This window comes from Planomonospora antibiotica (assembly GCF_014647955.1).
Taxonomy (GTDB): domain Bacteria; phylum Actinomycetota; class Actinomycetes; order Streptosporangiales; family Streptosporangiaceae; genus Planomonospora; species Planomonospora parontospora.
Window position 1 is genome coordinate 272,270 of record NZ_BMQE01000005.1, and the last position, 21,052, is coordinate 293,321.

Genomic DNA, 21,052 nt, shown 5'->3' on the forward strand with positions numbered 1-21,052 from the left:
CTTAACCTGGCGAAGGGGGATGAAACACTAGGGTGTGACCATGCGAGTCGATCTACTGAGCCGCGAGTACCCGCCGGAGGTCTACGGCGGCGCCGGAGTGCACGTCGAGTACCTCGCCAGGGAGCTGAGGGCGCTGGCCGACACCCGCGTCCGCTGCTTCGGGGCCGCGCGGACCGAGCCCGGGACCGACGCCTACCGGGTCCCCGGCGGGCTGGGAGCGGCCAACGCCGCGCTGCAGGTGCTCGGAGTGGATCTGGAGATGGCCGCGGGGTGCGAGGGCGCCGACCTCGTGCACAGCCACACGTGGTACGCCAACTTCGCCGGTCACGTGGCCAAGCTGCTGTACGGCACGCCGCACGTGGCGACCACCCACAGCCTGGAGCCGCTCCGGCCGTGGAAGGCCGAGCAGCTCGGCGGGGGATACACCCTCTCGTCGTGGGCCGAGCGGACCTCCCTGGCCGCGGCCGACGCGATCATCGCGGTCTCGGAGGGCATGCGCCGGGACGTGCTCGCCTGCTACCCGGAGATCGACCCGGAGCGGGTCTCGGTGATCCACAACGGCATCGACACCGACGAGTACGCCCCGGACCCCGGCACCGACGTGCTGAAGAAGCACGGCATCGACGCCGGCCGGCCGTACGTCGTGTTCGTCGGGCGGATCACCCGGCAGAAGGGCCTGGTCCACCTGCTGCACGCGGCCCGGGACCTGCACCCCGACGCCCAGCTGGTGCTCTGCGCGGGCGCCCCCGACACGCCCGAGATCTCCGCCGAGGTGACCGGCCTCGTCCGGGAGCTGGAGCGGGACCGGGCCGGGGTCGTCTGGATCTCGGAGATGCTCCCGCGCCCCGAGGTGATCCAGATCCTCACCCACGCCGCCGTGTTCGTCTGCCCCTCGGTCTACGAGCCCATGGGCATCGTGAACCTGGAGGCCATGGCGTGCGAGACCGCCGTGGTCGCCACCGCCACCGGCGGCATCCCCGAGGTCGTGGCCGACGGCTCGACCGGGCTGCTGGTCCCGATCGAGCAGACCGCCGCGGACGGCACGCCGGACGACCCGGCCCGGTTCGCCGCCGACCTCGCCGAGCGGGTCAACCGGCTGCTGGCCGACCCGTCGCTCGCCGCCGAGCTGGGCCGGGCCGGGCGGATCCGGGCCGTGGAGCACTTCTCCTGGGCCCGGATCGCCGAGCGGACGATGGAGCTCTACCGGTCGCTGGTCGCCTGACGGGTCCGGAGGGGGTCAGAACCCGATCACGGGCTCGGGCCTGACGGGGAAGTTCACCGAGCGGGCGATGAAGCAGTACTCGTGGACCTCGCCGTGCAGGCGCTCGGCCGTGGCCGCCATCTCGGCGGAGGCGACGGTCACGGCCGGCCGGAGCACGACCTCGGCGAACCGCCCCGAGCCGTTCCCGTCCTCCAGCATGACGCCCTCCGGCTCGTCCGCGTAGCCGGTCACCACGACGCCGTTGGCCGTGCACAGGTGCAGGTACCAGAGCATGTGGCACTGGGAGAGCGAGGCGACGAGCAGCTCCTCGGGATTCCAGCGGGAAGGGTCGCCCCGGAAGGCGGGGTCGGACGAGCCGGCCAGCGGTTCCTTGCCCGGGGCGGAGACCTCGTGCTCCCGGCCGTAGCCGCGGTAGCTCACGGTGCCCTCGCCGCGGTTCCCGGTCCAGGTGACGGTGAGCCGGTAGCGGTGTTCGCGTGTCATGCCGGAATCATGGCGGAGCGATCGCGACCGGCACCGGCCGGGGCGCGCCCGCGGGGACCTCGGTCCGCCGCGGGCGCGCCCGGGAGCCCTACGCCTCGGCGAGCACGCTTCCGTAGGCGCGGGCCGCCAGGTCGGCGATGAGCCCGTGCGCGCCCAGCAGGCCGGCGCACTCGATCCCGGCGTCCCCGGCCGCCGCGTCCGCGAGACCGGGATCGGCCTCGGGGCCGATCAGGCAGGGGGACAGGGCGATGCGCCCGGCGCCGATGCCGCGCAGCCGCTCGGCCGCGTCGGCGACGGAGGGGGCGCCGTCCAGGGAGGCGACCAGCACGGGGAGCGTCAGCCGGGAGGCCAGCAGCACGGCCGTCGGCTGCGCCTCCACCGCCCCCCGGTCCCCGCCGACCGTGGCCAGGACGACCGCGTCGACCGGGCTGGAGACGTTGAGCAGCCGCACCCGGTCGGGCCTGGCGAGGTCCTTCTCGGCGAGCCGGATGTGCAGGGCCTCGGCGAGCAGCGGGTGCGGGCCGAGGTGCTCGGTGACCGTCACGGTCGCCCCGCTCGCCGCCACCGCCTCGGCGATCATCCGGTCGGCGACGGGGTGCGGCCCGGTCAGCAGGGGCACCACGATGGCGGCCACGCCGTCCTCGGGCCTGGAGCGGGCGGCGGCCTCCAGTTCGGAGGTCAGCTCCTTGCCGTCCTCGCCGAGACCGGCCAGGCGGACCTCGATCTGCGGGTTGTCGACCCGGACGGTGGCGGCGAGCTCGGCGGCGGCACCGGACGCGTCGCCGGGTACGGCCAGCACGAGCGCGGGGGCCTCGGGCGGGAGCTGGGAAGGCACGGGCCTGCGGTGCCGGCCGGAGGGCCGGGCGGCGCGTCCGCGCACGGGGAGGCTGGAACTCTCACTCACACGCGCGAACTCTAGGGCCATTTCGGTCGCTCCGCTGCCGGAAAACGGCAGCGATTCCGTCACAACCTGCCGGGACGCCGGAGGAGGCGCCCCCACCGCGCGCTCCGTCCACCCTCGCGGTGCCCGCGGTGGTGCCCCGCAGCACCCTCGCGCGGCCGCCGGGGGCACGGCCCGGAACGGTCAGGTGTCGCGCTGGCCCTCCCACTCGTCCTCCAGCGCCGAGTGCACGATGGAGTCGCGCCAGGAGCCGTTGACCCGCACGTGGTGCCGGATCCTGCCCTCCTCGACCATCCCGGCGACCAGCATCGCGAGCTGGGCGGCGGTGTTGGCGGGGGAGCGGGCGCCCCAGATGCGGTGCAGGCGCAGGTGCTTGAAGCCGAACGTCAGCAGCAGCCTGATCAGGTCGGTGCCGATCCCCCGCCCCCAGTGGTCGGGACGGAGCCCGAGGCCGATCTCCGCGCTGTGCGGGTGGTCGGCCTCGATGTGCAGCCGGGCGACGCCGATGACCTCGCCGTCCTCCAGGTCGGTCACCGCCAGCACGTAGAGCCGCCGGGGCTCCCCGGCCGCCGACTCGACCGCCTCGGCGACGATCTCCTCGACCTCCTCCCTGGTGCGGGGGTCGAACGGCAGATGCTCGGTGGTCGCCGGATCGCCGTACACGGCGTGCAGCGCGTCCACATCGGCGGGCGTCACTTCCCTCAGTCCGAGTCTCTTGCCGGAGATCTCAACAGGGCGCATGCGCAGACGCTAACGTCTCGCGCGTCCCGCGGCTAGAGATGATTCCGGTCGGGATCATTTCCCGATTTCGGCGCGATCCGTCGCGGGCGGCACCCCGGTGGCCTGGGAAGCGCTCTCCGGAGCGATCAGCAGGCCGGCGGCGGTGACGGCGAGGGCCGCGACCACGTACAGGGAGATCGCCACGGTGGTCTGGAACCTGCCGAGCAGCTCCAGGGCGACGATGGGGGCCGGCGCGCCGCCGACACGTTCTTGCGGCCGACGCGGTCGCCGAATCTCGGCGACGCCGAGGAGCTCCTGGTCCGGGCGTTCACGCCGGACCGGTGACCACGGGGGACAATAGGCGGATGACCTCTCCTGTCACGGATGTCGCCGATGTCGTCGATGGTGTTGATGTCCGCGTGCTCGCCGGGCCCGGTCTGGTCGCCGACCTCCGGTTGCTGACCGAGGTCGCCGACCGGGAGTTCGCCGCCCTGGGGGTGCGCGGGAGCGTCGCGGCGGTCCCCGGGGCCGCCGCGCTGGAGGCCGCGGTCCTGGAGTCCTCCGGCGCCCTGGTCGTCCTGCCCGGACCCGCTCCCGAGGCGCGCGCCCTCATCGCCCGGCACCCCCGCGCCGTCTGGCTGGACCTCCACCGGGTGGCGGATCCGGCGGGCCCGGGGCACCTGCACGGGCGCGGGGTGTGGGGACTGGCCTGGGCGATCCGCCACGCCGTGCACCGGCTGCGCCGGCCCGCCCGCCGGGTCGCCTACGGCGCGCACCCCGACCAGTGGGCGGAGGTGCGGCGGGGCGGTCCGCGGGAGCCGGCCCCGGTGGCGGTGGTGCTGCACGGCGGCTACTGGCGCTCGGTCTGGGGGGCGGACCTGATGGACGCGCTCTGCGCCGACCTGGCCGGGCGTGGCCTCGAGACCTGGAACCTCGAGTACCGCCGTCCCGACCTGCACGGCTGGGCCGCGACGACCGCGGACGTGGCGGCGGGGCTCACCCTGGCGGCGGAGGGCGCGCGGGGGCCGGTCGTGGTGATCGGCCACTCCGCGGGCGGCCAGCTCGCCCTGCGCGCGGCGGCCGACGACGGCCGGGTCGCGCTGGCGGTCTCCCTGGCGGGGGTGCTCGACCTGGTGGAGGGCGACCGCCGCCGGCTCAGCGGGGGCGCGGTCGCCGCCGCCCTGGGCGGCCCGGCCGACGGGGTGCCCGAGGTCTACGCCCGCTCCAGCCCGCTGGAGCGCCTGCCGCTGAAGGTCCCGCAGCTCGTCGTCCAGGGGGACGGGGACGACCTCGACCTGGTCGACCTGGGCCGCCGCTACGCACGGGCCGCCCGCGCCGCCGGCGACGACGTGACGTACCTGGAGGCGGCCGGCGACCACTTCGACGTGATCGACCCCGCCTCGCCGATCTGGCACACCACCGCCGGGATGATCGCCGACCGGGTCCTCCGGGGTTCCGGAGGCCCGCCGGAAGGACGATGACGCGGCCGCTCAGGGGGAGAGCGGACGCCAGGGCACCGGGCTGGAGAGCACCATCATGCTCGACGGGTGCCCGTACGGCGCCAGCCGGTCGATCAGCTCCTCGAAGGCCGTCATGGAGGCGGCCGACACCCGCATCAGGCAGCACGTCTCCCCGGTCACCCGGTGCACCTCCAGGATCTCCGGCCAGGCCAGCGCCTGCTCGTCGCGGAGCACGCACCGCGGTCCGTAGCACGACATCCTGATCAGCGCCGCCACCGCGCGCCCGGCCCGGGCCGGGTCCACCCGGGCGTGGTAGCCGGTGATCACTCCGGACTCCTCCATCCGCCGCACCCGCTCGGCCACGGCCGGGGCGGACAGGTGGACCCGGCGGGAGAGCTCGCTGTAGGAGAGCCGGGCGTCTTTCTGCAGCTCAGCCAGGAGTGCCCAGTCCATCGCGTCCATCGTCACGCTCCGTCACCCGTAAACCGGACCGGTCGTACGGCCTTCCGATCCCAAGGTAAACCACCTAATCGCCTTTCTCATGTTATTTCGCCATTCGGGGGATTGGGACAGGATGGAAGGGAGACCGTACGAGGGGGAGAAGTGAACAGCATCAAGCAGCGCACCGAGCGGGAGCGGGCCGAGCGGGCCGCCGAGAACGAGGGGCTGCCCACGCTCGGATTCGACTCCGCCACGCCGTACGACGACTACGTGGGCACCGCCGTGCTGCACCGGCTCCAGCGCACCGTCACCGACGCGCCGGAGGAGCTCGCGTTCCTGGTCACCACGCAGGTGATGGAGCTGTACTTCGGGCTGCTGCGTTCGGAGTGGCGGCTGGCCCAGCGGCAGCTGGACGACGACGACGCCGCGGCCGCGATCACGACGATCAAGCGCAGCGTCCGGCACTTCGAGGCGCTCAACGCGGCCTGGTCCTCGCTGAGCTGGCTCACCCCGGCGCAGTTCAACCAGTTCCGCGACGCGCTCGGCGAGGCGTCCGGTTTCCAGTCGGCGTACTACCGGCACGTGGAGTTCCTGCTCGGCATCAAGTCCGAGGCCCTCATCCGCCCGCACCGCCGCAACCCCGAGGCCTACGCCGAGCTCGTGGACGCGCTGGCCCGGCCCAGCCTCTACGACTCGGTGCTGGCCTTCCTGGCCCGCAACGGCTTCGCGGTCCCGCGCCAGGCGACCGAGCGCGACCACGCGGCCGAGTACCAGCCGAGCCAGCAGGTGGAGGCGGTCTGGGTCGAGGTCTACGCGAGCCCGCTGGCACCGCTGGCCGAAGCGCTCACCGACCTGGCCGAGCAGTTCTCCGACTGGCGCTACCGCCACCTGATGGCGGTCCGCCGCTCCATGGGCGCCAAGCCCGGCTCGGGCGGGTCCAGCGGGATGACCTGGCTGGAGCGGAGCATGCGCCGGGAGATCTTTCCCGAGCTCTGGACCGCCCGCACGCTGATGTGAGGCGGCCCCGCGGCACAACGGATCAGCAGGGCTTAACGGTTCGCTCAACAAAGGCTAACTGGACCTGAAGGCTTGCGGGCTGCCAGGCTCGGACCATGACGTTCTCCGGTGTCCTCGTCCCGCTGATCACCCCGTTCGCCGCCGACGGCGAGGTCGCCGCCGAGGCGCTGGAGGGCCTCGCGCACGCCGTGCTCGACGGGGGCGCGAGCGGCCTGGTCGCGCTCGGCACCACCGCCGAGGCCGCCATGCTCACCGGAAAGGAGCGGCAGGCGGTCGTCGAGGTGTGCGCCCGCGTCCGCCGGGAGCGGGGGGCGACCCTGGTGGTGGGAGCCGGATCGAGCGGCACCCGCGGCACCGCCGAGGCCCTGCGCGACCTCGGCGGGGTGGCGGACGCCGCGCTGGTCACCGTGCCGTCCTTCGTCCGCCCCGGCGAGGCGGGGGTGCTGGCCCACTTCACCGAGCTGTCCCGGCACAGCCCGGTGCCGCTGATCGTCTACAACGTCCCCCACCGGACCGGCCAGGCCGCGGGCGCCGCCGTACTGCGCGAGATCGGCGCGCTGCCCATGGTGCGGGGGGTCAAGCAGGCGGTCGGCGGCGTCGACGCCGACACCGTCGCCCTGCTGGCCGACCCGCCGGAGGACTTCGCGGTGCTGGCCGGGGACGACGCGTTCCTCTCCGCGCTGCTCGCCCTGGGCGCCCCCGGCGGCATCGTCGCCACCGCCCACCTGCGCACCGCCGACTTCACCGCGCTCGCCGAGGCCTGGCGCTCCGGCGACGCCGCCCGCGCCCGTGCGCTCGGCCACCGCCTGTCCACCCTGGCGGCGGCGGTGTTCGCCGAGCCCAACCCCACGGTGCTCAAGGGCGTGCTGCACGCGCGGGGCCTCATCCCCACCCCGTCGGTACGGCTCCCGCTCGTCCCGGCCCGGCGCGAGTCGGTCGAGGCGGTCCTGCGGCTGCTCTGAGCGGCCCTCCGCCGAGCCGTCACCGGTCGATCCCGTCTGAGCAGGGCCGGGACGACCCGGCCCCTCTTCCGGCGCCGGGCATCGGCGCGGGTCGCGGCGGGTAGGGCGCACCGGAGAGGCCGGGGCGGCCGGGCCGGCGGGGTCGCCGGCCGGGCCGACGGCCGGGGCAGGTCAGCCCGGCTGGCAGGCCGGGCAGTAGAAGAGGTTGCGGCCGACCAGCGACTCGGTGCGGACCTCGGTCTCGCAGACCAGGCAGGGCATGCCCGAGCGCCGGTAGACGTAGACCTCGCCGCCGTGGTCGTCGACCCGGGGCGGGCGGCCCATCGCCTCGGGCGTGTGCTCCGGCCGGACCGTGTCGATCCGGCCGGCGCGCACCCCCTCGGCCATCAGGGCCGCCAGGTCGGCCCAGACCGCCTCCCAGCGCTCGCGGGTCAGCTCCCGGCCGGGTGTGGCCGGGGCGATGCCCTGGCGGAACAGCACCTCGGCCCGGTAGATGTTGCCCACGCCCGCGACCACCGACTGGTCCATCAGCAGCGCCGCGACGGACGTGCGGCTGCGTGAGATCCGCCGCCAGGCGAGGTCCGGGTCGGCGTCGGCGCGCAGCGGGTCGGGGCCGAGCCGGGCGTGCAGCGCCTTGACGTCGACGGGGTCCAGCAGCTCGCAGGTGTTCGGGCCGCGCAGGTCGGCGTGGGCGCCGGAGCCGGTCAGGCGGAGCCGTACCGCGCCGACGGGGGCGGGGGCGGGCACCGGGCCGAAGGCGTACCTGCCGTAGATGCCGAGGTGCACGTGGAGCCAGCGGTCGTCGTCGAAGCCGAGCAGCAGGTGCTTGCCGTGCGCGTCGGCGTTCCGGAGCACCCGCCCGTCGATCTGCCGCGCCCCGGCGGCGAACCTGCCCTGCGGGCTCTCGGCGCGGAGCCGCTGCCCGGCGAAGACCCGCCGGTGTTCGGCGGCCAGGCGGTGGATGGTGTGTCCTTCGGGCATGGGCGAAGGCTATCCGCTCGTCAGGGGGGCGGCGGCGGGCCTGCGGCGCAGGAGCGCGTGGACGGCCGCGGCGAGGGCGGCCCCGGCGGCATAGGCCGCCAGGTCGGCCGCGCCGAACGTGCTGCCGAGCACCAGCCGGGCCGGCGTGCTCGCCTCGGAGAGCGCGGCGGGGACGGGGGTCAGCTGGGCGAACTCGACCGCCCAGCTGAAGGCCAGCGCCCCGGCCGCGGCCCGGAGCGGCGCGGTGCGGGGCAGGGCGAACACGATGATCGTGTGGATGAGCACGGTGTAGAGGGCGTCGCCGCCGTACGCGCCGAGCGGGCCGCCGGCCAGCGCCCGGAGGGTCAGCCCGGCGGCGACGGTCGCCACGGCCGCCAGCGCGGCGGGCAGACGGGAGCGGAGGGCGTCGGGCACCGCCCCACGATAGCGGCCGCTCCGGCGGCGGCCGCCGCCGGAGCGGCGTCACAGGGCGGCGTCACAGGGCGGCGTCACAGGGTCGGCGGAGGGAGCCGCCCGGGGCCGGACGCCGGGGTCAGGGCATCGGGGGGAGGCGCGTGCCGTACAGCCAGGAGGCGAAGAACGTCTCGTACGACCTCGGGGTGTACTCCAGAGCGAGGTCGACGAACATCTCCGTGGTGACGGAGCCGTGCCGGTGGGCGGCGGTCCAGGCGCGCAGCAGCGCGAAGAACGCCAGGTCGCCGATGCCGGTGCGCAGCGCGTGCAGGGCCAGGGCGCCGCGCTTGTAGACCCGGTCGTCGAACAGGTCGCGGGCCCCGGGGTCGGCGAGCACCAGGTCCTGGGGGAGCGCGGCCAGCCGGCGGTGCCAGTGGGCCGCGTGCGCGGCGGCGGACGGGCCGCCGGACTCCTCCGACCAGAGCCACTCGGCGTAGGCGGCGAACCCCTCGTGCAGCCAGATGTGGCGCCAGCCGGCCGCCGTCAGGCTGTTGCCGAACCACTGGTGCGCCAGCTCGTGGGCGACCAGCCGCTCCTCCCCGCGCGCGCCGTCCACGTGGTTGGCGCCGAAGACCGACATGCCCTGCGCCTCGACCGGGATCTCCAGCTCGTCCTCCGTCACCACCGCGGTGTACGGCGCGCGGAACGGATAGGGGCCGAACCGGTCGGTGAACAGCGCCATCATCCGGTCCTGGCGCCCGAAGTCGTTCGCGGTCCGTCCGGCGAGCTTCGCGGGATGGAACAGCAGCATCCGCGGCCCGAGCTCCGTCCGCCGGTAGCGGCCGATCTGCACGCTCGCCAGATAGGTCGCCATGGGCTCGGCCTGCTCGTACACCCAGGTGGTGTCCCGGCCCGCGCGCCGCCGCTCCACCAGCTCCCCGTTGGCCACCACCGTGTACGGCGAGGCCGTGGTCACCGCGATCCGGTAGGAGGCCTTGTCGCCCGGCCGGTCGTTGCAGGGGAACCACGACGGGGCCCCGACGGGCTGCCCGGCCACGATCACGCCGTCGGTCAGCTGCTCCCAGCCGACCCCGCCCCAGTGGCTGGAGACGGGCCGGGGGATGCCCGAGTAGCGGACCTCGACGGTGAACGGCCCCGGCTCCGGCCGCCCGGGGGTGAGGTGGAGCCTGCCGTCGCGGTGGGTGAAGCGCGCGGGACGCCCGTCGACGCGGACGCCGCCCACGCGGAAGGGGCCGAGGTCCAGGGAGACGCGTTCCAGCGGCCGGACGGCCGTCGCCGAGAGCCGGGCGACGGCGCCGAGCCGGTTGGCGGCGACCTTGTACTCCAGGGACAGGTCGTAGTGGCCGACCCGGTAGCCGTCGTCGCCGTGGGCGGGGAAATAGGGGCGGTGGGAAGTGCTCAGAACCGGTCTCACGTCCTCGGAGGGCGGGTCGTCCATGCGGCGATCGGGTTGCCGAACCAGCGGGTCCCCGGCGGCACGGACTCGCCGCGCATCACCAGGGACGCCGGGCCCACGACGGCGCCCTCCCCGACCGTCGCCGCGGGCAGGACCACCCCGTGCGGGCCGAGCGTCGCGCCGTTCCGCAGGACGACCGTATCGATGCTCATCACGCGGTCGTGGAACAGGTGCGTCTGCAGGACGCAGCCGCGGTTCACCGACGCGCCGTCGCCCAGGGAGACCAGGTCGATCTCGGGCAGCCAGTAGGTCTCGCACCACACGCCCCGGCCGATCCGCGCGCCCATCGAGCGCAGCCAGAGGTTGAGCGGGGCGGTCCCCAGCCACTGCTGGGCGAACCACGGCGCGGCCAGCACCTCCACGAAGTTGTCGGCCAGCTCGTTGCGCCACACGAACGAGCTCCACAGCGGCCGGTCGCCCGCGGAGACGCGGCCGAGGAGCACCCACTTGGCGGCGGTGGCGGCCACCGCGGCCAGCACCCCGGCCCCGGCCGCCACGACCCCGGTCAGCAGCGCCGCGACCGCGGAGCCGTACGCGCCGGCGAGCCGCTCCAGCGCCGCCACCGCGAGTACGGCGAGCGCGACCGTGGCCATCGCCGGGACGAGCCGGCACAGCTCGACGGCGGCCCGCGCCGCCCTCAGCCGGGCCGGCGGGTCGTAGGTGCGGCTCCGGTCGCCGTCCCCGGCGGCGCGGCGCAGCTCGACCGGGGGCATGCCGAGGTAGGACGAGCCCGCCCTGGCCTTCTTCGGCGCCGCCGACAGCACCGCGACCAGGCCGTCCTTGGGGACCTTGCGGCCGGGTGCGGTCATCCCCGAGTTGCCGAGGAAGGCCCGCTTGCCGATCCGGACGCGGTCCACCCGGAAGCGCCCGCCGTCCAGTTCGTACGGCGCGACCATCGTGTCGTCGGCGAGGAACGCGCCGTCCCCGACCGAGGTCATCGAGGGCAGCGCCAGTACCGTGGACAGCTCCACGTCCCGGCCGACCCGCATGCCGAGGGCGCGCAGCCACAGGGGGGTGGCCGCGCTCGCGTACAGCGGGAAGAGCCACACGCGCGCCATCGACATCAGGCGGCCGGTGGTCCACGCCTGCCAGGCCTGGCGGCCGTGGACCGGGTGCAGCCCCGCGTGCAGGCCGACGGCCAGCAGCCGCACCGCGGCCAGGACGGCCAGGGCGAAGGCCGCCATCGAGACCACGGTGGCGAGCGGCACGCCGTACAGGGCGCCGATGAGGGTGCCCTCCCGGGTCAGCAGGAGGAGACCGGGGACCGCGGCGGCGAGCGGCAGCAGGCCCAGCGCCAGCGCGGTCAGCCCGTAGACCGCCGTCCAGCGGCGGGAGCGGGCCGGGCGCCCGCCGGGGGAGCGGCGGGCCCGGCCCGTCCGGACGGCGGGCACCCCCGCCCAGCGCTGACCGGACGGCACCGCGCCGGCCACCGCCGAGCCGGGGACGACCTGGGCGTTCTTGCCGATCCGTGCGCCGGGCAGGAGCGTGGAGCGGGCCCCGACCACGGCCCCGGCACCGATCCTGATCTCGCCGACGTGCACCAGGTCGCCGTCGATCCAGTAGCCGCTCAGGTCGACCTCGGGTTCGACCGCGGCGTTGCGGCCGAGCCGGAGCATGCCGGTGACCGGCGGCGGGGAGTGCAGGTCCGCGTCCGGGCCGATCCGGGCGCCGAGCGCGCGGGCGTAGTGGGTGAGCCAGGGGGCGCTGGAGATCGCGGCCACGCCCAGCTGCTCGGCGAGCCGGTCGGCGAACCACAGCCTCAGGTGGGCCGCCCCGCCCCGGGGGTAAGAGCCGGGCTCCAGCCGGCGCAGCAGCAGCCGCGCGCTCCCGGCGGCCAGTGCGATCCGCCCGGCGGGGCTGACGAACAGCAGTCCGCCCGCCAGCACCCACCACCAGGACACGGCCGTCCACGGCGGACCGGCGAGATTGCCGAGGACGGCCAGGCCGACCAGCCAGCGCATCCCGCCGGCGGTGAGCAGCACCACGGTGAGCAGGGCCTGCACGATCGAGGCGCGCCGGGGCACCGGCGCGACCGGCCGGGACGCGGCGGGCGCCTGCGGGGCGTCCAGGGAGGCCAGGTGCGCGGCGAGCGCGCGCAGCGTCGGATGGTCGTAGACGTCGCCGACGGTGACCGCCGGATGGCGTTCCCGGAGCGCCGACACCAGCCGGGCCGCGGCCAGGCTCGTGCCGCCCTCGGCGAAGAAGTCGCCCCCGGTCACGCCGAGGACGTCCCGCCAGCGGTCCGCCACCCACGGGTCGACGTCCGGACCGGTGTCCGCCGCCGCGTCCGCCTCCGACCTCCCGTCCGGTCCCGCGCCGGGGAGCGGCCACGGCAGGGCGGCCCGGTCGATCTTGCCGGAGGTGCGGGTCGGCAGGTCGCCGACCAGGGCGAGCCGGGGCACCAGCGCGGCCGGCAGTGCGTCCCGCAGCCGGTCCCTGGCGTCCCGCGGGTCGAACCCCTCGCCGGGCACGACGTACCCGACGAGCAACTGGTGCCCGCCGCCGGTCGTGCGCACCGCGGCGGCCGCGCCGGACACGCCGGGCAGCGCCTGCAGCGCGGCGTCCACCTCGCCCAGCTCGATCCGGCGCCCGCCGAGCTTGATCTGCTCGTCCGCCCGGCCGCAGAAGACGAGCCCCTCGGGCTCGGCCCGGACCAGGTCTCCGCTGCGGTAGGCCCGCTCCCAGCCGATGGACGGAAGCGGGGCGTACTTCTCGGCGTCCTTGTCCCGGTCGAGGTAGCGGGCCAGCCCGACGCCGCCGATGACCAGCTCACCGGTCCCGCCCAGGGCGACCGGCTCCCCGTCGGCGCCCACGACGGCCAGGTCCCAGCCGTCCAGCGGCAGCCCGATCCGCACCGGCCCCTCCCCGGTCAGCGGCGCCGCGCACGCGACCACCGTCGCCTCGGTCGGGCCGTAGGTGTTCCACACCTCCCGCCCGGGTACGGCCAGCCGCTCGGCCAGCTCGGGCGGGCAGGCCTCGCCGCCGAAGATCAGCAGCCGGACGTCGTCGAGGCTCTCCACCGGCCACAGGGCCGCCAGCGTCGGCACCGTCGACACGACGGTGACGCCCATCTCGACCAGCCACGGCCCGAGGTCCATGCCGGTGCGCACCAGCGCCCGGGGCGCGGCGACCAGGCAGGCGCCGTGCCGCCAGGCCAGCCACATCTCCTCGCAGGAGGCGTCGAAGGCCACCGACAGGCCCGCCAGCACCCGGTCGCCTGGACCGATCGGCTCATCCCGGAGGAACAGCCGGGCCTCGGCGTCGACGAACGCCGCCGCGCTGCGGTGGGTGACCGCGACCCCCTTGGGCCTCCCGGTGGACCCCGAGGTGAAGATGATCCACGCGTCGTCGTCCGGGCCGGGCCGGTCCGCTGCGGCCGCCGCCCCCGCCTCCGCCGCGCCGTGCCCCGTCCCGGGCTCCGCTCCCGCGCGGTTCCCGCCCCCGAAGGGGACGATCTTCCCGCCCTCGGTGACGACCGCGCGGACCCCGGCCTCGGAGAAGACCAGCCCGGCCCGCTCTTCGGGGTCGTCGGCGTCGACCGGCACGTAGGCGGCGCCGGCGGCGAGCACGGCCAGGATCGCGACGTAGAGATCGGCCGTGCCCGACGGCACCCGCACCCCCACCCGGTCGCCGCGGCCGACGCCGGCCTCCCGCAGTTCCCCGGCGAGCCGGTCGGCCCCGGCGCGCAGGCCGGCGTAGTCGAGGCGGGTCCGCCCGTCGTCCAGCGCCGCGGCGCCGGGACGGCTCCGGACGGTCTCGTCGAGGATGTCGAGCAGGGTGCGGGGCGCAGGCGCCGGCCTCCCGGGGAAGACCGCCTGCGGCGGCGCATGCCGGAGGTCCAGGGCAGTGGTGTGCAAGCGTCTCTCCCAGTCGCGTGACCGTGACCCCCGGCGTGTCGCGCTCACGGCCTGTGCCGCTCTGGGATGCCACTCGTTACCTCGGTGTGACAACACAAGATCGAGCTCACGCTATTCCGGAGCGGGGAGTGATATTTCTCCTAGAGAGCGCGGCGACCGGTAACCGAAGCGCTACTAAGAGTGATATATCGTGGTTTCCGGGTAAACAGTCAGGCACCCCCTCAGCCAGTACGGCGGGGCCCAGGCCTGCCGCCCCGTCCGAGGAGGTCGTGTCGATCATGAGGAGTCTCGAGAGCCGCAACGCGCCGGAGACCGCCCCGGCGGCCGCGGGGAAGCCCCCGGAGGCCGCACCCGTCGCCGAGCTGAAACTCGTGATCGGCTCGGAGCCCGAGGAGACGGTCGTCACGCTGGCGGGCGGCCTCACCATGGCGACCGCCTGCCTGCTGGGACGGGTCCTGACCGAGCTGGTGGACCAGGGGCACCGGTTCCTCGTCCTCGACGTGAGCTCGCTCGACTCCTGCGACGGCGCCGGCTGGACGCTGCTCCTGGGCATCCGCTGGCGTCTGGCCACCGTCTCGGGACGGCTGAGGCTCGCCGGCCTGCCGCCCCGCCTGATGCGTTCGTGCCGCCAGATGGAGCTGGCCGAGGTGTTCGAGCTGGACGGGATGACCGCGGAGCCGGTGGGCTGAGAGCCGGGGCCCGCCCGCCGTGCGGGGCTTCCACCGCCGAGGGGCTCCCATCGGCCCCCCGGCACCGGGGCCCGCCCGTCGTGCGGGGGCTCGCCGCTACCTGAGAGAGGCTCTCGCGGAGGCGGCGGGTTCGGGCAGCGGCCGGGTCTGCTCGACGAGCAGGTCCGCCACGTCGCGCAGGCGGTGCCGCCGCCGGTAGGCGGCGCGCTGGCGGGCCGCGCCCGAGCCGCCGGACCGCAGCCGGTTCAGCACGTCCGTGACGAAGGGCAGGTCCCCGCTGAGCTCCAGGGCGGGCCGCGCCCGCTGCAGCAGGCCGCCGACCAGCTTCCAGGCCGGCCTCCGCCTGCCGGAGAGCAGGTCGTAACCGCTGCCCTCCAGCCCGTCGTGGGCCGCCCGCCAGTAGGCCACGTTGAGCAGCGTCTGGTCGACCGCCGGAGCTGGCAGCCCCCTCCTGACGTCGGCGAGTGCGACGGTGCACAGCGCCCTGACCAGCCCCGCCAGCGCGACGGCCTCGTCGACGGTCGCGCACGCGTCGGCGCCGCGGAACTCCAGGGTGGGCAGGTGGTGGGAGGGCCTGATGTACCAGTAGACCATTCCCCGGTCCATGATGGCCCCGGTGGCGTACAGGGCGTCGACGAGGGCGTCGTAGTGCTCCGGCGAGGCGAAGAACGGCGGCGGCCCGGCGCTCGGCCAGCGGGTCCACTGCACGATGCGCCAGCTGGCGTGCCCGGTGTCGATCCCGTCGGCGATGGGGGAGTTGCTCATCAGCGCCTGGATCACCGGGAGCCAGGGGCGCAGGTGATTGCTGACCTGGACGGCCTCCCGGCGGTCGGGGACGCCGACGTGGACGTGGCAGCCGCAGACTCCCTGCCCCTGCAGGATGCCGTCGTACTGCCGGTGCATGCGCTGGTAGCGGGGGGAGGGGGTCAGCGGCGGCGGTCCGGTGTTCCCGAGCAGCGCCGTGCCGGAGGCGGCCAGGCGGACCCCGGCGTACTCGGCCGCGGCGACCGTGGCGGTCCGGAGCTCGGCCAGGTCGTGCCGGAGCCGTCCCAGCTCGGTGTGGACGAGGCTGTTGGTCTCGATCTGGAACCTCATGAGCTCGGGGTGCACCCGCTCGGCGAGTGGGGCGCCGATCCGCCTGCGGACGGCGTCCGCCACGGGGGCGACCGCGCCGGTCTCGGGATCGATGATCAGGAACTCCTCCTCCACGCCCACGGTGAGGACCTGCTCGGCGGAGGAGAACGCGGCGGTGAGGGAGTTCATGCCCGCGACTTCCCGCTCCCGGCGGAGCGTCCGGAAGGAGGCCCGAAAAAACCTGGCATAACACTCATATTTTTTCTTTCCCCTCATAAGTTATGAAAGGGTAGAAACACCTTCTTCCCTGGGTGAATCCGGGAAAACCCCGCACAACACCCCGAGGTCCCGCGTGCGACCGGCATCTTCCTGCGATTCCGGCCGATCATTCCGTAATCGGCCACATCCCCTCCGTGATTTCCGGCAGGCTGGAGCGGAGCACATGCGACACGGGAGACGAGATGCACGGTGAGCACGGCCCCACCCCCAGGTCCGGACGGCGCGGCCGCATGCCCTACGACGACTCCCCGCCCGAGTTCCCCGCTCCGCCCGGTCCCGGCGGGCAGGACGGAACGGTCACCCTCCCGCGTTTCCCCGGCAAGGGCACGCGGGCACGGCCGCGGGCCCTCCGCGGAGGCCTCTCCGGGCCCGTGCTCGTCGGGGGCTTCCTCCTCCTGGCGGGAGCCGGCGGGCTGTCCTCCGTGTGGCTGGGCGAGGCCGGGCCGTCCGCCGCGCCGGGCCACGGGGGGCCGCCCCCGGCCGCAGCCCCGCCGGGTGACGACCTGAGGACCGCCCCCGGGGACGCGGCCCCGCCGCCCGCTCCCTCCCTCACCTCCCGCGCCGCCCCCTCGGAGGGGTCGTCGGCCCGCCCGCACGCCGGATCCGGGGAGGAGCCGGCGGACGGGTCCCGTCCCGGGGCGGCGGACGGCCTGCCTCCGGGTGCGGAGGCCGGCTCCTCGGCCCGGATCACGGCCGTGCCCGAGGCGGACCCGTCGGGTGCCGCCGTCGTGGAACGCCCGCGGCCCGCGGTGACGGCCGTCCGCGGGGACGGGGCGGCGCAGGGCGGCTCCACCCGGGCCGGCGGGACGGCGGCCGCGGGGCGCGGACCCGGGGGCGCGGCGATCAAACCGGCCGTACCGCCCGGTGAGACGCCCCCCGCCGGGGCGAGGCCGTCCGCCGCCGGACGACCCCCAGAGGGGACGGGGCCGTCCGGCGGCGGAAGGCCGCCCTCCACCGGGGAGGACATGCCGGGCGACGGGCCCGCACCCCGCGGAGACGGCGCGGGGAACGGCGCGGGATCCGGGACGGGAGGCGGGACGGGAGGCGGCGGTCCCGACGGCGCCGACGCCCTCGACCAGCGCTTCAGCAGCGCCTACGTCTGCAGGCGCCTGCCCCGCGGCGACTGGCGCCACGCCTACTGCGTACGGGTGTGGGAGGACTTCAGGCGGGCCAACGGCCTGCCCTGAGCCGGGGAAACGGGCCGGGCGCGGTCACGGCCCCTCCCGGCCGGCCGCCGCGTCACACCACCACCTGCCCGTCCGGCCGTTCTCCTCGGCTCGGCTCTCCCCGGCTCAGCCGGGCGGCGGGGGGAGCGGCGGCAGGGCGGCGACGGCGGCCTCCCGGTCCGCCCCGGTGGCCTCCAGCAGGTCGACGACGACGGACCGCAGCTGGGCGGTCATGGCGTCGGTGGACAGCCCCGACCGGCCGGGGGGCATCTCGGCCAGCCGGGCCGCCGCCCCCATCACGGCGGCCCTGGTCCCCTCGGGCGGGCGACCGGCCGCGAGCTCGTCGCGGAACAGGAGCACGGCCCCGGCGAGCTCCCGCAGGGCCGCCGGGAGCGCGGCGGGCGGCGACTCCGCCTGGCTCAGGGCGACGACGGCCCGCCGCGACAGCACCCGCATGTTCCGCAGCGCGAGGTCGACCGGCGTCCAGGCCGTCTCGTACCGGAGGAAGCGCTGACGCCGGCGGCGGCGCAGCGGTGCGATGGCCGTGATCTCCCGGCCCGTCTCCAGCGCCTGGCCGAACGCCTCCACCTCGGCCTGGGTGTCCCTGACCTCCGCCAGCACGGCCGCGGCGCGCTCCGGATCGGCCCGCTCCACGGCCTCCGCCGTACCGTCGAGCGCGGCGGCCAGCGCCTCCAGGACGGCCTCGGCGTGCCGGTGCACGATGGTGGCCGGACTGGCGGGCAGCAGGGCGACGGCGGCGATGCCCAGCACTCCGCCGATCAGCGCGTCGACCATGCGGTCCAGCCCTCCGATGCCGCTGGGCGGCAGCAGGGTGGCGACCAGGACCGCCGACGACCCCGCCTGCAGCACGATCAGCGTGCCGCTGTCCAGGAGCACCGCGGTGCCCATCGCCAGGGCCACCACGAGGGCGATCTGCCAGGGGCCGGAACCGATCTGGAAGATCAGCAGGTCGCCGACGCCCACCCCCAGGCTCACCCCCGCCACCAGCTCGGCCACCCGCCGCAGCCGCTGGCCGACGGCGACGCCGATGCAGACCACCACGGCGATCGGCGCGAAGAAAGGGCGCTCGTGGCCGAACAGGTCCGTGGCCACGACCCACGCGAGCCCTGCCGCCACGGAGGACTGGACGATGGAAGGTCCCATGAATGCCAGCCGCCGCAGCCGGCCCCGCACATCGACCTGCACGGACCCTCCTCCCGACGTGCGCCCTTCCCGCAGATGCTGCCACACCCGCCGGCGAGTACCCCGCCGATCCGCGGGTAGCCGACGGCGGGTCGGGACGGACGACGGAGGGGGACGGACGTGGGGAACGGGTCCGGGACGGGACGGCTGCGCGAGGTCGCACGCGAGGTCTTCGGCTGGGAGGACCTGCGCGACGGCCAGCTCGAGGCCATGCGCCACCTGCTGGACGGCGGCGACGCCCTCGTGGTCATGCCGACCGGCAGCGGGAAGTCGGCCGTCTACCAGGTGCCCGCGCTGCTGCTCGACGGGCCCACGGTGGTCGTCTCACCGCTGATCGCCCTCCAGCGCGACCAGGTGGCGGGCCTGGCCGAGGCCGACGCCGGCGGGGCCGTCGCGGTCAACTCCGCGCAGTCCGGCGGCGAGGCCTCCCTGGAGGCCGTACGGGCGGGCCGTACCGAATTCGTCTTCCTCTCGCCCGAGCAGCTCGCCAAACCCGAGACCGTGGACGGGCTGCGCGCCGCGAAGCCCTCGCTGATCGCCATCGACGAGGCGCACTGCGTCTCCGCCTGGGGCCACGACTTCCGCCCCGACTACCTGCGGCTCGGACAGGTCGTCGAACGGCTCGGCCACCCGCCCGTGGTGGCGCTGACCGCCACGGCCACCCCGGCGGTCCGCGAGGAGATCACGGCGTCGCTGGGCCTGCGGGACGTGCTGCACGTCGTGCGGGGGTTCGACCGGCCCAACCTCGACCTGGAGGTCCGCCGCTTCGTCACCGACGAGGACCTGCGGCGGGCGCTCGTGGAGGACGCCGCCTCCCGCACCGGCCTCGGCCTGGTCTACGTCGCCACCCGCCGTGCCGCCGAGGAGTACGCCGAGGCGCTCCGGGAGGCCGGCCGCAGGGTCGAGCCGTACCACGCGGGCCTGAAGGCGGCCGACCGGCACCGCGTCCACGAGATGTTCCGCGACGACGAGCTCGACGCCGTCGTGGCGACCTCCGCGTTCGGCATGGGCATCGACAAGCCCGACGTGCGGTTCGTGCTGCACGCGGCCCCGCCGGAGTCACCGGACTCCTACTACCAGGAGATCGGCCGGGCCGGTCGGGACGGGGACCCCGCCGCCGCGGTGCTGTTCTACCGGCCGGAGGACCTGGGGCTGCGCCGGTTCTTCGCCGGGGGCAGGGCCGACGAGGAGCTGCTGCTGCGGGCCGCGACGCTGATCTGCGGGCACGGCGGCACCGTGCCCGCCCGCGAGCTGCGCGAAGTGCTCGACGTCAGCGCCACCCGCCTGACCCGGGCGGTGAACCTGCTGGAACGCGCGGGCGCCGTCGAGGTCACCGCCGAGGGCGACCTGCGCGCGGTCCCCGGCGGGCCCGGCCCGGAGGGCGCCGTGGAGACGGCGGTGGAACTGGAGGAGACCCGCCGCCGCATCGACGACTCGCGCATCGACATGATGCGCGCCTACGCCGAGACCACCGGGTGCCGCCGCCGGTTCCTGCTGGAGTACTTCGGCGAGCCGTACGAGCGGGCCTGCGGGAACTGCGACACCTGCCGGGCCGGCGTCGCCGAGGCCCCCGAGGTCGACGACGGCCCCTTCGCGATGCACGCCCGGGTACGGCACAGCGCCTGGGGTGCGGGAACGGTGATGAGCCGGGAGAACGACCGGGTCACCGTCCTGTTCGAGGAGGTCGGCTACAAGACGCTCTCCCTGGAGGCCGTCGAGCGCGACCACCTGCTGGTGGCCGGTTGAGGAGGAACCGGCCGCCAGGGGCCGACGGGCGCGACCCGGCGGGAACACCCGCGGAAACGGAGCACGGACAGGGAGGCTGGGCCGCGCGGACGACCTCAGTCGTCCCCGAAGACCTCGGCCATGGCGGTTCCCACCGTGGCCACGACGTCGAAGTCGTCGTTGTGCGCGATCGCGCACAGCACGGCGAGCTCGGGGGAAGCCAGCACGTCCTCGGTGGTGCGGGGGAGCGGAAGCTGATCCGGACCGACGACGACCGGGCGGAGCAGCATGCATGAGTCGGTCGGCATGATCGGCCGGTCGTAGCGGGCGGCGACGGCCTTGTTGAGGGAGGCCACGACGAGGAGCACCGCGCACCGGTGCCGCATCGTCCGGAAGCTGGGTGAGGTCACCTACGACATCAGCCCCTACCGATTCGAGATCCAGCGCCGCCACGTCTTCCAGCTGGAGCTCGCCGAGCCCACCCCGGAGCGATGGGCGAGTCAGGAGCTCCACGACGGCGAACAGGACCCCACCCGCTTCGAGTGCTTCTGGATCCCCCTGGAAACCGCTCACGTCCTTCAGTCCGGCCAGGGCGCACTCCTCGGGATGCTCTTCGACTGACCGCGCGAGATCTCCGGCCGAATCGCCATGGCAACCTCGGGCCAAGGGCAGGCTCCAGGAGCTGAGAGAACGGGAAGGTGGGCGACGCCGCCTGATCGACAGGCGTGGCGATCATCATGAAAGCGGCTGAACCCGGAACCGCTCGGCACGAGAAGAAGCTCCGAGCCGGGCGTGAGGAGCCCCCTTGCTTCGAGGGACGGCACGATGCTGACAGCGGCCCGAAATGATCGGGGGAGGACAAAAAGCCCCAGACTCTCGGCTGCTGCCGTGAGCTGGGGCTTCGTCTCCCGTTCGGCCGGGAAGAACCCGGTCGCGGAGTGTGGTGGACGATACAGGGATTGAACCTGTGACCTCTTCCGTGTCAGGGAAGCGCTCTCCCGC

General features: G+C 75.2%; 20 protein-coding genes. 8 read left to right on the top strand and 12 right to left on the bottom strand.

Annotated features, from left to right (window positions below; all coding sequences use genetic code 11):
* Positions 1-40: 40 nt before the first annotated feature.
* Positions 41-1,222, top strand: a complete 1,182-nt coding sequence (gene glgA / locus IEZ06_RS07195; RefSeq protein ID WP_189235843.1) for a glycogen synthase — start codon at positions 41-43, stop codon at positions 1,220-1,222.
* A 15-nt stretch (positions 1,223-1,237) separates the two neighbouring features.
* Here glgA and IEZ06_RS07200 read toward each other — a convergent pair whose 3' ends face one another.
* The 4 genes from IEZ06_RS07200 to IEZ06_RS37125 all read right to left on the bottom strand — a co-directional run bounded on the left by IEZ06_RS07200 (position 1,238) and on the right by IEZ06_RS37125 (position 3,530).
* Positions 1,238-1,705, bottom strand: a complete 468-nt coding sequence (locus tag IEZ06_RS07200) for an OsmC family protein (protein WP_189235844.1) — start codon at positions 1,703-1,705, stop codon at positions 1,238-1,240.
* A gap of 88 nt (positions 1,706-1,793) precedes the next feature.
* Entirely contained in the window at positions 1,794-2,609 is an 816-nt protein-coding gene (locus IEZ06_RS07205; protein WP_229797855.1) for a sirohydrochlorin chelatase, read from the bottom strand.
* Positions 2,610-2,789: 180 nt separating this feature from the next.
* Complete coding sequence (locus IEZ06_RS07210) at positions 2,790-3,347, bottom strand: GNAT family N-acetyltransferase (RefSeq protein ID WP_189235846.1); 558 nt, start codon at positions 3,345-3,347, stop codon at positions 2,790-2,792.
* 54 nt (positions 3,348-3,401) lie between these two features.
* Positions 3,402-3,530, bottom strand: coding sequence for a hypothetical protein (locus IEZ06_RS37125; protein ID WP_268245584.1), 129 nt, complete (start codon positions 3,528-3,530; stop codon positions 3,402-3,404).
* A 161-nt stretch (positions 3,531-3,691) separates the two neighbouring features.
* Here IEZ06_RS37125 and IEZ06_RS07215 point away from each other — a divergent pair, with 161 nt between their 5' ends.
* Positions 3,692-4,807, top strand: coding sequence for an alpha/beta fold hydrolase (locus tag IEZ06_RS07215; RefSeq protein ID WP_189235847.1), 1,116 nt, complete (start codon positions 3,692-3,694; stop codon positions 4,805-4,807).
* Between the two features lie 9 nt (positions 4,808-4,816).
* Here IEZ06_RS07215 and IEZ06_RS07220 read toward each other — a convergent pair whose 3' ends face one another.
* Positions 4,817-5,248 (bottom strand): Lrp/AsnC family transcriptional regulator, encoded by a 432-nt coding sequence (locus tag IEZ06_RS07220; RefSeq protein WP_068895485.1) that lies wholly within the window; start codon positions 5,246-5,248, stop codon positions 4,817-4,819.
* 141 nt (positions 5,249-5,389) lie between these two features.
* Between IEZ06_RS07220 and IEZ06_RS07225 the strand changes: the two genes are divergently transcribed.
* Complete coding sequence (locus IEZ06_RS07225; protein WP_203871741.1) at positions 5,390-6,244, top strand: tryptophan 2,3-dioxygenase; 855 nt, start codon at positions 5,390-5,392, stop codon at positions 6,242-6,244.
* Positions 6,245-6,339: 95 nt separating this feature from the next.
* On the top strand, positions 6,340-7,206 hold the full coding sequence (locus tag IEZ06_RS07230; RefSeq protein ID WP_189235848.1) for a dihydrodipicolinate synthase family protein: 867 nt from the start codon (positions 6,340-6,342) through the stop codon (positions 7,204-7,206).
* A 171-nt stretch (positions 7,207-7,377) separates the two neighbouring features.
* Here the strand turns inward: IEZ06_RS07230 and IEZ06_RS07235 are convergent, their stop codons facing one another.
* From IEZ06_RS07235 to IEZ06_RS07250, 4 genes are all read right to left on the bottom strand, one after another.
* Positions 7,378-8,187 (bottom strand): Fpg/Nei family DNA glycosylase, encoded by an 810-nt coding sequence (locus IEZ06_RS07235; protein ID WP_189235849.1) that lies wholly within the window; start codon positions 8,185-8,187, stop codon positions 7,378-7,380.
* A gap of 9 nt (positions 8,188-8,196) precedes the next feature.
* The gene (locus IEZ06_RS07240) at positions 8,197-8,601 is read right to left on the bottom strand and encodes a ribosomal maturation YjgA family protein (protein WP_189235850.1); all 405 of its coding nucleotides are present in this window, start codon (positions 8,599-8,601) and stop codon (positions 8,197-8,199) included.
* Positions 8,602-8,719: 118 nt separating this feature from the next.
* On the bottom strand, positions 8,720-10,039 hold the full coding sequence (locus IEZ06_RS07245) for a M1 family metallopeptidase (RefSeq protein ID WP_189235851.1): 1,320 nt from the start codon (positions 10,037-10,039) through the stop codon (positions 8,720-8,722).
* Positions 10,012-13,914 carry a Pls/PosA family non-ribosomal peptide synthetase gene (locus IEZ06_RS07250; RefSeq protein WP_189235852.1) on the bottom strand — a complete coding sequence of 1,301 codons (3,903 nt, stop codon included), beginning with the start codon at positions 13,912-13,914 and terminating at the stop codon, positions 10,012-10,014. Before IEZ06_RS07250 ends, IEZ06_RS07245 begins: the two co-directional genes overlap by 28 nt.
* 278 nt (positions 13,915-14,192) lie before the next feature.
* Here IEZ06_RS07250 and IEZ06_RS07255 point away from each other — a divergent pair, with 278 nt between their 5' ends.
* Positions 14,193-14,603: an STAS domain-containing protein gene (locus IEZ06_RS07255; protein ID WP_189235853.1), complete on the top strand. Its 411-nt coding sequence runs from the start codon at positions 14,193-14,195 to the stop codon at positions 14,601-14,603.
* Positions 14,604-14,699: 96 nt separating this feature from the next.
* Here IEZ06_RS07255 and IEZ06_RS07260 read toward each other — a convergent pair whose 3' ends face one another.
* Positions 14,700-15,866: a carboxylate-amine ligase gene (locus IEZ06_RS07260; RefSeq protein ID WP_189235854.1), complete on the bottom strand. Its 1,167-nt coding sequence runs from the start codon at positions 15,864-15,866 to the stop codon at positions 14,700-14,702.
* 272 nt (positions 15,867-16,138) lie between these two features.
* On the opposite strand from IEZ06_RS07260, the gene IEZ06_RS07265 reads away from it, so the two are divergent.
* Positions 16,139-17,143 (top strand): hypothetical protein, encoded by a 1,005-nt coding sequence (locus IEZ06_RS07265; RefSeq protein ID WP_189235855.1) that lies wholly within the window; start codon positions 16,139-16,141, stop codon positions 17,141-17,143.
* A 105-nt stretch (positions 17,144-17,248) separates the two neighbouring features.
* Here the strand turns inward: IEZ06_RS07265 and IEZ06_RS07270 are convergent, their stop codons facing one another.
* Complete coding sequence (locus IEZ06_RS07270; RefSeq protein WP_229797856.1) at positions 17,249-18,328, bottom strand: FUSC family protein; 1,080 nt, start codon at positions 18,326-18,328, stop codon at positions 17,249-17,251.
* A gap of 117 nt (positions 18,329-18,445) precedes the next feature.
* On the opposite strand from IEZ06_RS07270, the gene IEZ06_RS07275 reads away from it, so the two are divergent.
* Positions 18,446-20,071: a RecQ family ATP-dependent DNA helicase gene (locus IEZ06_RS07275; protein ID WP_189235856.1), complete on the top strand. Its 1,626-nt coding sequence runs from the start codon at positions 18,446-18,448 to the stop codon at positions 20,069-20,071.
* Positions 20,072-20,166: 95 nt separating this feature from the next.
* Here the strand turns inward: IEZ06_RS07275 and IEZ06_RS07280 are convergent, their stop codons facing one another.
* Positions 20,167-20,406: a hypothetical protein gene (locus tag IEZ06_RS07280; RefSeq protein WP_189235857.1), complete on the bottom strand. Its 240-nt coding sequence runs from the start codon at positions 20,404-20,406 to the stop codon at positions 20,167-20,169.
* Between IEZ06_RS07280 and IEZ06_RS07285 the strand changes: the two genes are divergently transcribed.
* Entirely contained in the window at positions 20,393-20,671 is a 279-nt protein-coding gene (locus IEZ06_RS07285; RefSeq protein WP_203871740.1) for an NUDIX hydrolase, read from the top strand. The two genes, IEZ06_RS07280 and IEZ06_RS07285, sit on opposite strands and share 14 nt — an antisense overlap.
* Positions 20,672-21,052: the final 381 nt, after the last annotated feature.